General features: G+C 63.7%; 9 protein-coding genes and 1 pseudogene. 1 reads left to right on the top strand and 9 read right to left on the bottom strand.

Annotated elements, in window-relative coordinates; translation table 11 throughout:
- Positions 1-56 precede the first annotated feature (56 nt).
- The 4 genes from HMPREF3048_RS02835 to HMPREF3048_RS12410 form a co-directional block, all read right to left on the bottom strand.
- Positions 57-704: a hypothetical protein gene (locus tag HMPREF3048_RS02835; protein ID WP_141740813.1), complete on the bottom strand. Its 648-nt coding sequence runs from the start codon at positions 702-704 to the stop codon at positions 57-59.
- Positions 705-1,334: 630 nt separating this feature from the next.
- Positions 1,335-1,559: a helix-turn-helix transcriptional regulator gene (locus HMPREF3048_RS02830; RefSeq protein WP_034996602.1), complete on the bottom strand. Its 225-nt coding sequence runs from the start codon at positions 1,557-1,559 to the stop codon at positions 1,335-1,337.
- 223 nt (positions 1,560-1,782) lie between these two features.
- Positions 1,783-2,169: a hypothetical protein gene (locus HMPREF3048_RS02825; RefSeq protein WP_070568356.1), complete on the bottom strand. Its 387-nt coding sequence runs from the start codon at positions 2,167-2,169 to the stop codon at positions 1,783-1,785.
- A gap of 150 nt (positions 2,170-2,319) precedes the next feature.
- Positions 2,320-2,514, bottom strand: a complete 195-nt coding sequence (locus tag HMPREF3048_RS12410) for a hypothetical protein (protein ID WP_168167612.1) — start codon at positions 2,512-2,514, stop codon at positions 2,320-2,322.
- Positions 2,515-2,539: 25 nt separating this feature from the next.
- Between HMPREF3048_RS12410 and HMPREF3048_RS12405 the strand changes: the two genes are divergently transcribed.
- The gene (locus HMPREF3048_RS12405; protein ID WP_168167274.1) at positions 2,540-2,860 is read left to right on the top strand and encodes a DUF4357 domain-containing protein; all 321 of its coding nucleotides are present in this window, start codon (positions 2,540-2,542) and stop codon (positions 2,858-2,860) included.
- Here HMPREF3048_RS12405 and HMPREF3048_RS02815 read toward each other — a convergent pair.
- The 5 genes and pseudogenes from HMPREF3048_RS02815 to HMPREF3048_RS12700 all read right to left on the bottom strand — a co-directional run.
- On the bottom strand, positions 2,857-5,196 hold the full coding sequence (locus HMPREF3048_RS02815; RefSeq protein ID WP_070771126.1) for a 3'-5' exonuclease: 2,340 nt from the start codon (positions 5,194-5,196) through the stop codon (positions 2,857-2,859). The two genes, HMPREF3048_RS12405 and HMPREF3048_RS02815, sit on opposite strands and share 4 nt — an antisense overlap.
- Before the next feature lie 5 nt (positions 5,197-5,201).
- Positions 5,202-11,504, bottom strand: coding sequence for a DEAD/DEAH box helicase (locus tag HMPREF3048_RS02810; protein ID WP_070771125.1), 6,303 nt, complete (start codon positions 11,502-11,504; stop codon positions 5,202-5,204).
- 193 nt (positions 11,505-11,697) lie between these two features.
- Positions 11,698-12,618, bottom strand: coding sequence for an ornithine cyclodeaminase family protein (locus tag HMPREF3048_RS02805; protein WP_070771124.1), 921 nt, complete (start codon positions 12,616-12,618; stop codon positions 11,698-11,700).
- A gap of 76 nt (positions 12,619-12,694) precedes the next feature.
- Positions 12,695-12,946 carry a hypothetical protein gene (locus tag HMPREF3048_RS11705; protein ID WP_246818832.1) on the bottom strand — a complete coding sequence of 84 codons (252 nt, stop codon included), beginning with the start codon at positions 12,944-12,946 and terminating at the stop codon, positions 12,695-12,697.
- Positions 12,947-12,970: 24 nt separating this feature from the next.
- Positions 12,971-13,063: pseudogene (locus HMPREF3048_RS12700) on the bottom strand (Abi family protein); the annotation flags it as partial.
- Positions 13,064-13,105 lie beyond the last annotated feature (42 nt).

Below are 13,105 nucleotides of genomic sequence, written 5' to 3'. Positions count from 1 at the left end.
AGTGGACCATCGGAGGACCGTCAGTGGACCTCCAGTGGCCACTGACGATACCGCCGCTACGCGGGCCGCATCCCCCAACTGCTGAACCGGTGCCGGTCTACCGCCTCCTCCACGGCATACACCATGTCCCGAAGGGCACCGTACCCCGCGAGCTTCGCCTCCAGGTCCACGATCAATTGCAGGCCATCGACCCACATCTCCATAACCACGCGCGGTTCCGCCGTCCCCGGCGCGAACAGCGGCAGCGGGAAGTACGCTGAGCCGGAGTCTTTACCGATTTCACTGCCATCCACCTCGCTGCATTTGTAGTTCAGGCCCATCTCTGCCAGGCCGTCACCAGCCAATTCAGCGCTAGGTTCTGGGAACTCAACCTCTCGGATTTCCACCCGCATCGCGCGATCCGCCTCGTCCGCATAGGAGAGAGGTTGCGGCAACACGCGTGAGATGGTGTCGCAAATCGGCCCCATCATGTCCAGACGTCCGGCGTCGTCGCATTCCCGCGCGGAGATCGCGAGCCCGTATACGCCAGCAAACCGCAGTTCGTGCGCGAGTGCCTCCCCGCTGATCTCCACCATCAACCTGGCCGCCGAACCCGCTGATTCGACGGTTGTCGCCTGCCGCATCAGCAGCAGCAGCGGCAAGCCAGCCATCAAAACGATGCCTGCGAGGTGCTCAGCCACCTCACCTGCTTCCGGCTGCTTCATACTGACCGTCCGACGCTTTCTGGCCGCCCGATTCAGTCCGGCAACAACCGCGTGCCCAAGCTCCCGCCCGGAACCGTCAATCTCACCGAATCGGTTCGCAACAATTATCCGGCCCCCAACGTGCGTTCCCGCCGCTTTGGCCCCAATTTTCCAAGTTTTCATCCCCATGCCCGGCAGCCTACGTCGCACCCCGCGCGAGCACAGCCCCTCACGTGCTCATTTCAGTGGACATCCGCCTACCGACGCACCAAAGGTTTTCTCACTACAAACAGTTGGTGAACACCCAATTGTCCGCAATGCGGAGTTGTTAGAGCCAGTCTGCGCCCTTGTCATCGAGATCGACCATGGCGGCCCACCACAGTCATATGCAGGTAGCTCATCCTCAGCATTTGACCCCGCCGATTCCTCAGACCGCCTCAGTGTCTGACGGAGGTCGTTCTTTTCAGCCGCTAACTTGGCTGCCTCGAGAATGTCCGAGAAGAGATTGATGGAGGTGCTCATGCCGAAGATACCATTAAGCGTCAACGCTTCAGGCAATAGCTCCATGCCCGGCAGTTTCAAAACTTGGCGGCCTCAAACAGTTGGTGCGTACCTACTTGTCCGCAATGTGGAGTCCGCAAGGGGCGACGCTCAAAATCGCCCCAGCTCGTCAGCTCTATGCACGACGGGTTCAAGGTCGTACCCGAGCACGGCAAGAACGTCGATCACCTTGCCGATCTCCGCCGTCGGCTTACCGTGCTCCAGCTCCCGAAGGAACCGGTCCGACACGTCGGCAAGCTCGGCGACCTCCAGTTGGGTCAGCCTCCGCTCCTTACGCTGGGCGCGCACAAAGCTGCCGAGTGCCTCTATGTCCACGTGTCACGTCTCCTCGCTGACCGTATGCTGTTACGGAACGTTCGCACCGAATCTGTTCCTATAGGCCGTGAGGTTAGCGCAAAACAGCGCATTTCGGTGTGTTCGCTCCGACTTGGAGGCAAGCGCCCTCAATTTCAGATCGGCACGTTCGTTTCGCCGAGGGCAAGCTCGCAGGGTGGCCTCGGCCGCATACACGCAGCGATCTGCCTATCTACGCACCGGCTTAGCCCAGCGGCGCGTAGCCAAAGTCACCGCGCTGCACCTGACTGCGGGCATTCGGGTCGAAGGTTGCGCACAGGGCTGCCGCCACGTAGCGCACACCGCCTGCCGGCGAAGAGGAGCCGACGCGCTCGGCGCAGTTCTCCAGGGCTGGCAGGCCGATACTCTCCCCGGGCGAAGTCATGGAGAAGAAAGACGCGGCCATCATGGTGTTGCCATCGGCGCGCACGTATTCCGAAGAGCCCTTAATAGCTTGCCAAGCAATCGCCCCGACGGGATCGGTGCGGAACTGGTCCCGCTCAGTAGGGGTCAGCTCGGCGTTAGCAGCAGGCACGGACAGTGTTGTGATGAGTAGTGCTGCTGTTGCAGCAAGGAGAGGAAGCTTTTTCATAGGAACACTCTATCTCCCGCGCCACAGTTCTTCTTGGCATTGCCGACCCCGGCTTAACTGATGGCGCTGCGCAACTGTCGAATCTCGGCAGGCCCCACACGGCGCAATGCGGAGTCCGCACGGGATGACGCATCGACGACCTCTACCACCTCAAGCTGAGTCAGGATTACGCTCAACCCAAGCGGAGCTGGACGAGTTCATCGAGAACACCAACCTCATCATCAGCGCTCTAGGCGTTTCCGCTTTCCAGCCGAAGGCAACTTCGTCGAAGTCTCGCACCTCGACCAACACGGCTTCAGCTTCGGCGCGCCCGAGCGACGACGAAGAACCGATCTTCGAGCTCACCGTTCTCAGCCAAGGTGTTCAAGGCTTGGGCCAGCGCACCACTTCCGGTTTCCTCGTCCTCGAGGGATCCACGTTGCGGCCGGAGCTGCGTCCCAGCGCCCCGCGAGGGGTCCACGCTACCCGGGAGCGCTACGCGGACCAGATCCAGGACAACACGCTGACCTCAGACTTGGAGTTCACCAGCCCGTCCGCCGCAGCGGCGTTCCTGGTGGGCGGTGCAGCAAACGGCAGAACGATGTGGCACCTGCAGGATGAACCGTCCACCACGCTCGCAGCCTGGGAAGACCGCGAGGGGGACGAAGCCGACCAGCAGGCAGTGCTGCCCGAGCCGCCCGAAACCCCCTAACCCTCCGGAAGCAGCTCCGACCGGTCGCCGACGGTTGTGATCACGAGTTCGTCGCGGGCTCGAGAAGCAGCGACATACAAAAGCGAGCGTTCACGCTGCAACGCAGCGCGGGCATCGGCTTCAGAGAGGTGCTTGAGGCGGTAGCGCACCGGCATGATGTCTTTGCCTACGCCCATGAGGATGACGTGGGTGAATTCCAGGCCTTTGGCGCCGTGCATGGTCATTACGCTGACCTGCTCGTGGGAGGCGAGTTCAGCGTTTTTGGTTTGCACGGCGTCGATGCCGTGAGCGGCGAGTCCGGCTACCACTCGGGAGAGTTGGCCGCGGGTGCGGCACATAACGCCAATGCGGACTTCGGATGCGTTGTCGACATCCAGCCAGCGGTTGATGCACTCGGCGGCTGCGGCGAACTCCTGTTCCTCCGAGGTGCAGGACAGGATCTCGGGGGCGGGGCCGGTGCGCGCAGAGCGGTAGTGCTCGACGTGGTCCTCGGCGCCTTCGGCGTCGATAAACGCGGTGTCCCCACCCAGCAGGATGCGCAGGGCGTAGTCGAGGTTCTGCTTGGTGGTGCGGTAGTTCAGCGTCAGCCGGGCCGAGGCCCGTCCGCGGGTGGAGATGCCGAAGTGGGACAAGGTCAGCGGGTTGCCGTAGATGCGCTGGTGGGAGTCTTCGGCGATGAAGATATCGTTCGGTCCCGGCGCGACGCAGGCGCGGAGGAAGTGCCAGTGGCCGGCGTTGAAGTCCTGGGCTTCGTCGACAATGACGTGCTCGAACATGGCCCCGCCACCGCGCTCGCGGCGAACGTTCAAGATCTCGGCGCCGACGGCGGACATGGTGGGCCAGAAGAGTTGACCGTCGATGGCTTGGGTGTGCATGACGGATTCGAGCACCGCCCAGACCTGTTTGCGCTGCTTGCGGTTCAGTGGGGTGCCACGGCCGGTGCGGGCGACTTTCAGATACTCAGCCTGGGTCGTGATCCTGTTCGCCAGGACGACGGTTTCGTATTCGGCTTGGAGGAAGGTGTCGTTAGCTATCTCGCGTGGCATGGCCTCGTCGGTGCTTTCGATCGCGGCGTCCCACACGTTGCGGGCGGCGAGGTCGGTGTAGGGGCGGACGTGTGAGACGGAATCCCCAAGCACGCGCCGGGTTGCTTCCGAGACTTCCTCCGGAGTTCCCAGGGATACGGCTTTGCGGACGACGGCGTCGATGTTGTCTACCCAGACGCCGGGCTCGCCTGGCTCACCAGCTTCGGGGTACGACGCGTTGAGCGCGTTGAGCTGGGACTTCAACCCGTGGGCGAGGCCTTTGGTGAAGGTGGTCAGCAGGATGGCCGGCGGGGTGTCGCCGGGAGTCTGGTTGGCCACTTTGCGGCGTGCGAGATTGTTCGTGCGGTGCACAGCGACGACGGTCTTGCCGGTGCCGGCGCCACCAAAGACGCGGGACGAGCCATTGCGTGCGCCTTCAGCCATACGGCGCTGCTCCGGGTGGATGTACACGCGCCACTGGTTGAAGGAGCCGGACTCGATGACGGCGCGCAGGGATTCGGTCTCCACGTCGTCGACGTAGGCGAATTCCAGCCCGGCGGCTGCCTTGCGCAGGCCGGCGAGCAGACGCGTGTCTTCCGGTGCGGCGGCGTCTTCGGAGGAGACTTTCTCCAGGTCAAGCGCTTCGCGGGTTTGATCGATGTCGTAGCCAGCAACCAGGGCGAGCATGGCTTCGTGCTCCCACTTGGGGCGATCTGCAAGCAGCGCGTCCAACTCGGCCTCGGTGTCCAATTCCTGCGCGCGCGTGGTCAGCGCTGGGTCGATGCCCAGTTCGTCCCAGAGTTGCTGCGGGGTGTAGCCAGAAAGCGCTTCGCGCGGAACAGCGGTGTGCGTATCGACGACCTCCGCAACCACACCGGAGCCCTCCTCAACAGCCTGCTTCTCCGCCAACTCCTGGGCAGCCTGCGCGGCGGCCTCGGCTTTGGCTTGGGATTCGGAAACGGCCTGCTCGGGGGTTTCTTTGATCAGGGTGGTGATGCCGTTGATGGGGTTGACTTCGAGGCGCAGTGTGGCGGGGTCGAGGCGTTCGGCTTTGAGGTTGCCTTCGTCGTGGGAGTCGACGTCCACAAGCACGAAGTGGTGCGTTTCTTCGTCCTTGATCTCGAACAAAACAGCGCGGAACTGGTCGTTGATGCGGCCGGTGCGGACGCGCTTGTCCACGGCGTTGGACAGCGTCTTGATCTTCAGCGACGGGCTGGTTGGGTCCACCGAGAGCTTCTGCAGGAAGTTCATCGTCGGTTTCATCAGGGAGCCGTCGAGTTTGAGGCCGCTGTAGAGGCTGAACGTCACCATGGTTGTCACTCCTTGCCCAGCAGTGCGGCCGGGATTGTTTGCGGGTTCAGACTACCGGGGTAGAGCAGGGTCCAGCCCTCGTTGCGCAGTTTGGCTTCGGTGTCGGCGTCGGCACCCTCCTCATCCAACATGAGCGCGATCTGGTGTTCGACCCAGGTCACTGCGGTGGGCAGGCCGTGGAGTTCCTCGCCGATTTCCTCGGTCTCGGCCGCACCTGCCTCCGCGAGCGTGCGCAAGGCCGTGGCGACCTCCGGCTCGTCTTCGAACTCCTCGATCGCCTCCGCCCACAGCTCGGACACTGCTGCTTCAACGGCACTCGGGGCTTCTTGCTTATCGACGACCCCATCTCCCGCACCTGTCGCCACCTCCACATGGTTGTTTGCCAACCACATGATGTTGGCAAAGCGCAGGAACGTCACCCACGTGTCTTCGGTGATTGAGCCGGGGTGTTCGGCATCCACCATGAGGCGCGCAGGCACCACGGTCCCGCTTGTGCGGTGCACGTCGAAGAACAGCTCGTTGCGGTATGTGAACCGGATGCCACGTGCGGTGCGAGCACCAGGCGACACCTGGGACAAGTACCACATCATTGCCGTATCCATGGCGGCGTAGGACTTGCGGAAGGGGTCCGTTAGGTAGCCGAGCAGTTGCGTGACCGGCGAGGACTGCAAGAAGGTAAGGGCCGGGTCATCCAGAGCCCTGCAGTACGTACCAACCGCCGCGCGCCCCTTCTCGGTCACCCACGACGGACGCGTGGCCGTTTGGTTCACTTCTGCCTCGCGCCAGTCGAGGTCGGGGTTGGTGATGGACCAGGGGAGGTAGTCGTCGATAAGCAATGCGTTGCGCAGGGCGATGTCGCCGGGGAAGCGGTAGTGCTGCTCGCTGAAGTGAAATGCCTTGCCGTCGGTGTACACCGCGACGGGGCGCACGCTGGCGTTGGTGCGGTGGCGGAAGACGAAGTCGGGGCGGGTGCGGCCGAGGTCTACCTGTTCGTGCATCGTCCAATCTTGGCCGCCAAGTTTGATGTTCCACTTCACCCCGCCGGCACTGGGCAGATCCTCGACGGTGCCCTGGGCAGCGACGATGGCCTCGCGGATGACTTCGCGGAAGCGCACCTCCAGGTTGGAGGCCGGATCCAGCACCGGTGCCTCGGTTTGGGGTTCCCACTGCACCGCGAGGGGATCCTCGTCGGGGGAGGGGTGGTCCTGGTTGGTCAGGATGGAGCGCAGCGCACGCTCGGCGGCGGCGCGCGAGGTCACGTCCAGCTGCTGTGAGTTGGCGTAGGGGAGGAGGCAGTCGGGGCAGGCGAGGCGGTCGTCGTCAAGGCAAGAGCATGCTTTGACTTGCTTGAAGGCTTGCTCGAGGAGTTGGCGCACTGCCTCGGGGGAGGCGAACTGCGACAGGTATCCGGTGCCACCTGGGACGTTGTCGTGCATGAGCAACGCCTCGACGGTGTTGCCGCGCGCGTCCGGCACGCGCACCGTGGCCACGCTGAGGTGCTGCGGATCCCCACCGAGGACTTCCTTGAAGCCGAGTTTGATCGCGGCGGTCAGGCTCGGAATGGTGGCGTTATCCCCGGCGGTCAGCGCGACCGGCACGTGCAGCAGCACACCCTGGGTCTGCAAGGTGCGGGACAGGGCGACGGTGACCACGTCCTCTTCGCGCTTGTTGCGCTGCGGGCACCACGGGCGGTGGTCCCACTTGGAGTTCGCACCCTTTTCGGAATCCAGGTGGCCGCAGTAGTTACACACGGTGAACAGGGGCGAGTCGTATTCCTTCGCCGCAATCATGCGCTTCGCCGCCGGACCCCGGCCAAGGTTGAACCACCGCAGGTCCACGTACCGCAGGTACTGGGCGCCGAAACCTTGGGAGAGGAACCACGCCGGACCCTCGCCGCCCTCGGGCACGGCGAAACTCAGAGTGGTTTGGAAGCGCAGGTTGATGCGTTCTTCGCGGGAGGCATCGATAACCGCACGCGCCCGATCCACCTCAGCGCTCACGCGGCGCATGCGGACGGTGTCCAGCACCTGGCCCTTGTCCGCAAACGTCGGCTCCGCACACACCGGACACGCGCCGGGCGTGTGGCCTGCCTGGACGAGTTCGCCGTAGGAACACTGCGGGCACAGGCGCCACTGTTCGATGTCAGCGCCGTTGTGCCCCAACTCCACCGCGTCCACGCGCGCGGCGATGCCCCTGGCGTAGAACGTGTTGCCCGGCGCGAGTTCTGTCAGCGCGGAGGAGACACCGCGAGACAGTTCGAACGTTTCCGGGTCGATCTGCATGGTGGTGGGGTTGAGTTGGCTGACCACGACGGAAAGTTCCACCGTGTCGTCGAGCAGCGTGAAGTTGGGCAGTAGGCCGTAGCGCTCCATGGCGCCGATCCAATGGTCGCCGTCCACGATGTAGCGCAGGTCCTGCTTCACGCGGTTGAGTGCAGCGTTGGTGCTGCGCTTCTCGCGCTCCAGGTCCGGGTCGGCGTTTTCAGTACCGGCGTTCGGGTCCACCTTGGCAGCGAGTTCTTTACGACGATCCTCTAACCGCTGCCGGCGCTGCTCCAGCGTGTGACGTTCTTGCTGCCACAGGTTCTGGGTGCGCTGCAGTTCGCCTGCCTGCGAGTCGTGGCCTTGGCCGACAGCCCAGGTGCGCACGCCGTCGATGGTGAGCTCGTCCACGTGGGAGGCGGACACGGTGGCCAGGAAGGCGTTGACGCGGTCGGCCACGCCGTCCACGATATCGTCGGTAAGCGCCTCCACCAGGGAGATCTTCCGGTTGGAGAACACGTCGATGGCTTTGCTGATTTGCAGTCCGTGGGCGGAGAAGTTCAGCGTGTCCACCAGGTAGGCGGTGGTTTGACGGCGCAGGATCTCCGTTGCGGATAGGAACGCCGCGGGTGGCGCGACGGTGCCGGCGATGACGGACAGCGGCTGGTTCAACTTCGGCAGAATCGCGCCGCGGCCCTGCACGAACGCCAGCACGAGCGAGTTGCCGGTCAGACGCCCGGCGCGGCCCACGCGCTGCACGTAAGAGGCGACGGTGGTGGGCAGGGAGGCGAGCATGACGGTGGAGAGATCACCGATATCGATACCCATCTCCAGCGTTGGCGTTGCGACGAGCACGTTCGGGGCATTCGGCGCATCCGATGCGCCATCGCCGCCACGGAAGGCGCGCTCAAGGGCCAAGCGTTCATCCTTGGGCACCAGGCCGGTGTGTTCACGTGCGACGATGGTGCGTGGGTTCGTGGAGGTGTAGAGCTCCGAGTAGTAGTCGCCCTCCACCTTGTCGGTGCGCAGCTCACCAGGGCAGCCCGGAGTTGGGCACGGCAGGCCGGCAAGCAGTTCGCGGTTGCGCTCGTCCACGCCGAGTTGTGCGTGGCAGGTGCCACACAACAGCATGCGGGGGTTGTCCTCGCGGCGCAGGATGACGCGCTCGGGTGGGATGGCGTAGATGGTGCCGCCGGTTTCGGTACTCACGGCGGTAAGCACCTCCGCTGCGGCCAGGGCGCGGAACGCCCCGGTGAGCGCGGTAGCGGCGTCGTGGGTGGAGATGCCCAACACCTTCCCGGTCCAGCGCGCGTAACGGCCACGGGCGCTGCCGAGTGGGGTCAGGCCGCGGTCGACGTCGTTAAGCGTCGGCCCGGAACGCGGGAACTCGGGCGCACCACCCTTGGGGAAGCTGGGCACGCCGTCGGCTTTGGCGTAGCGGTTGTGCAAACGCCAGGAGTTGGCGTCGTCCGCCAGGTAACTCTTCAGCAGCGGCGAGTTGATGCCACCGCGCTCACGGACCTGCTCCAGCAGCCCCCGCATCCAACGAAGGCGCAGGTCCTCGGTGAGTTCGACGGTATCGAAGAGGGTGTCGTCGAGAGCTTTGAGCGCCTCATCGGCGGTCTCCAGCAGCACTGCGTCCTCGGCCTCCACCGCGGGTGCGAGCGTGCCCGTGGACACCAGCGAGCGTGGCAGGTGGGCGCGCTGGCCGAACTCTAGGGCGACATCCAGATGCAGACGGTTCAACACCGCCGTGGTGGCCGCCCGGCGCGCGCTGCCGTCGGCGTCTTTAGACCAGAACGGGGTGAACTTCGGGGTCTCGGCGATCTCGGGCGGCAGGAGTTCGAAGCGGGCGCGGTAGGGGTCCTCCATCGCGTCTGCCTTCTGAACGATCAACTGTGGCAGGCCCGCGACCGAAACTGCATCGTCGCCAACCACCCGGCGCATAAGCGTACGGATGCCAAAGGCACGCGCACGCGACTGCACAAAACCGGCGCGGTGCGCGGCGTCCTGCACCGAGTCTGCGAACACCAGCGTCTTCTTCTCGTGCTGATCTAGCGACGGCATACCGAACAGGTTGGACAACCCCACCGATAGCAGCGTGGCCACGCGCGAGCCGATGTAGCGGATCGCATCCGCCTCACCGCAGGAGGGGCAGACCTGGTTGATCGCGTGCTCCTCGGCGTTCAAGCCCGTATAGGTGAGCACCGGCACGGACAGGCCTTCTTCGCGTTCCTTCTCGTCAGGTTCGCGGCTGGTCAGTTCCTGGGTCCAGGAGTGGAACCAGGTCAGGTGGCGTTTGCCGTCCTCGTCGTCGAACTCGGAAGCGTCCGTGCCCTCGGAGAGGGATTGGCGGTGTTCGTTGGTGGCATCGATAAGCGGGCGCACGCGCTCCGGCGATTCGATGGACGCCTTGCGGATCTCGCTACCGCCAAACATGACCGCTTCCGTACCCGGCTCCAGCGCGGTCATCCACCCGGCGCGACCGCACGCCCGGCAGTAGATGGCGGGCAGCCAGACCGAGGAGTCGTCGAGACCCACGTGGCCATCGTCGGCGAAGCGGAAGATGTGGCCGTCCTCGATGGGGGTCACGGCGCGCTCGATGCGGGAGACCTCGCGGACCCACAGGTGCGTTTCCACGCCGGGGAGGCGCTTGCCCTCGAACCCGTAGGCCTCACCAGCCATGGCACGCACGTGCGCGACGGCAGTAAGCAGGTGCGTGACAAACTCGCGCGCGGTGTTCTGGCCGAGGCTGCGCACCACAATATCGCCAAGCACCCGCGCCGGGAGGGTGTCCTTCTCCCCGGCGCGCTCGATCAGCGGGCGAGCGGTGGCAGCACCTTCCAGCAGGTCACGCGTGAGCGGGTGCACGGCGTACGCAGCGATGATCTCTTCGAGGTCCTCGCCAGCACCCCACAGTTGCGTACGGAAGACGTCCAGCACAACATCCGCGTGGTCGCGCCCGGACGTGTCCGCAGCAATAGTGTCCACGATCTCACGCAACTGGTCGATACTCGGGGGCTCCTGTGCTTTTCGACGACCAAAGCGCCCACCGATCTCATCCACCCACTGCCCATAGGTCAGCGTCTTTTCCCCAACCAACGCATCAGCGGCGAAGCGCTCGCCGAAGATGGTCTCTGCAAAGTCGAGCACCTTCTGAGTGTCCTCTTTGCCACCCAGCGTTGCCGAGGTAGCCACCGGCGTGACCCGCCCCAACGGGTTGTCCGCGTATTCGCCGATGAACCCCTCCGGCTGGTGCTGCTTGAGCATCAACCCCAAGCGGCGCAGCAACAACGCCACGTCGGTGCCCTGGGCGCCGTCGTACGTGTGGAACTCATCCAACACCAGGTACTGCAACGACGTTGCGGAGCGCTCCCAAATCTGACGATCAGCCGGACGCAGCAACAACTGGTCCAACATCTTGTAGTTGGTCAGCAGAATGTCCGGCGGGTCCTGGCGGATCCGGTCGCGGTCCGTGATCAACGAGTCCGCCGTGACCTTCTTTACGTTCCCGGTCGCCTCACCGGTGTAAATCCCGGCATTGACGTTGCCCAACGCCGGCTCGCTGGTGATCAACTTGGCCAAACGGTCTGCCTGGTCATTGGCCAGCGCATTCATGGGGTAGAGCAGCAACGCCTTCACACCACGGTGCCCTTGCGCGCGGGCGCGTGCCGCATGGTCCAGCACGGGATACAGGAAGGATTCCGTCTTACCGGAGCCGGTACCCGTGATCACCAACGTGGGATCCGGGCGGCGCGGCCCGTGCTCGTCCCGGCTGCGCAGCCTGCGGAACGATTCCGCCTGGTGGTGGTACGGGGTGAACCACCCCGGCATCCAATCCAAGATCCCTTCCCAGCCAATCGCGCGCGCGTACGGCAACCGGGAGCGCACGTACGGCCCGTGGAACATGCCGTATTCGGTGTCCTCGAAAAACGCCTTCAGCGCATTGGACGTTTCCGGGTTAGCAAGCGAAAACGCGGTAGCCAGGTACTCAGTTACGCCACCGAGGACGCGCTCTGATGCGTGGACGGGGATCAGGGAAGACACAGTGTCACTCTATCGGGCAGGTCCTGTCGTTTCAGGCACCACCGGAGATAGATATAGAGGTGCCCCGACCAGAGATTTCCTGGCATTTAAGAAAACGGCTTGTTCGCCCCTGCGCACACCTCTATGGTGGAGATCAATACGGCAGGCTCGCTTCCCGGAATGGGAACGCGAGCATTGTCCTTTCTAGGCCCGGCTACTCCTCCCCGCACCGCCCCGCCAACGCGCGTGCCACAGCGAGGTCCTGCCACGGCATGCCAACCGTCTTGAACACGATGCGTCGTGTCGGATCAAGCACAACATCACCACGCACCACGTCCACCATCGGGATCACGTCATCCCAGGACAGCGCACCCTTCTCAACGGCAATCGCGACATCGCCAGCCTCGCGCTGCGCGGCACCTGGATCCTCAACGATCACCTGCGCACCGGCTAGCACGTCCTCGTGCAACTCGCGCGTATCGGTGGTGTGCGCGCCAACGGCCAGCACGATGACATCGTCACGCAACACCTCCACCGACAGGATCGGCTCTGGTGCAGACGTCGCCGTCACCACCAACCCAGCCCTCCCCACAGCCTCATCCGCCTCCGGGGTGCCGGTCTCCAGCCACTCGTACGGGAAATCATCTGGCGCGTTCCGCGAGACAAACGTGAACGACACCTCACGCACACCATCAAGCACGTCCGTGATGGTCTCCGCGTGCCCGACCCCTTGCGCGCCGGTGCCGAAGATAACGACGTCCAGCGGTTCCGACAACCCCCGCAACAGATCAACCACACCAGCTACCGTCACCGCCGGCGTGCGCAACGTTGTCAACGCTGCCGCATCAATCACCCACTCCGGCGTCAACGTCTTACCACCCATGAGCAGGTACGACCCCTGGATGAACGGGACATCCACGTCCGAATCCGTGGGCTGAATGCCGAGCACTTTCACCCCAACAGCACCATCAAGTGCCGATGGCAGCAGGTGCATCTCACCGTGAGGGAGCGCCACCTTCTGCCGCTCTTGGTCGCTCGCAGGGTCGAACCCACCCGTGAGCTCCTCGCGCAGAGCGTCTACCGCTGCCCTTGGCGAAAGCGTTGCCATCGCCTCGTCATAGTCCACGTAATGCATGCGCCACAGTGTATGGATTTTTCGAGTAGGGGAGCGGAGTCCTTGCGGTGAGTCCATGCGCGAAGCTCAACCTCAATTAGGGCAACCAGAGGTTCAACGATTCCCATCCTTGAGGAAATCCCATTGACCTTTCAAGACTCAAGTTAGGCACAGCAGGAAAGTCTACAAAAATAGAGGCAGCTTTCACGTTCCAATTATCGGCGGGATCGATCGATTTGAGCGAGTAAGCAAGAAGTGCTGCTGGCGGATAAATCTTTTTTGTCTTCCTGTCCGAAAGATGGTGAATATCAGAGCTCACCGCGCTTTTGACTGGAATGCGAGGACGCATTACCAACACTTGGTTCCATAACCGGGAATGGTGTGCCACTACATTCCGCAAATAGTTAAATGTGCGGAGCCAACTAGAAAAGATCTTGCCCTGTGTCACTCCAAATTCACGCGCAATCGCGTTCTTGGTGGGTTAAGCGACAAAATGTGTGTCCGGAAT

This window comes from Corynebacterium sp. HMSC075D04, from assembly GCF_001815635.1.
In the GTDB taxonomy this organism is placed as follows: domain Bacteria; phylum Actinomycetota; class Actinomycetes; order Mycobacteriales; family Mycobacteriaceae; genus Corynebacterium; species Corynebacterium coyleae.
Note: the sequence above shows the minus strand (reverse complement) of the source record. Positions and strands in the feature narration are given on the sequence as shown.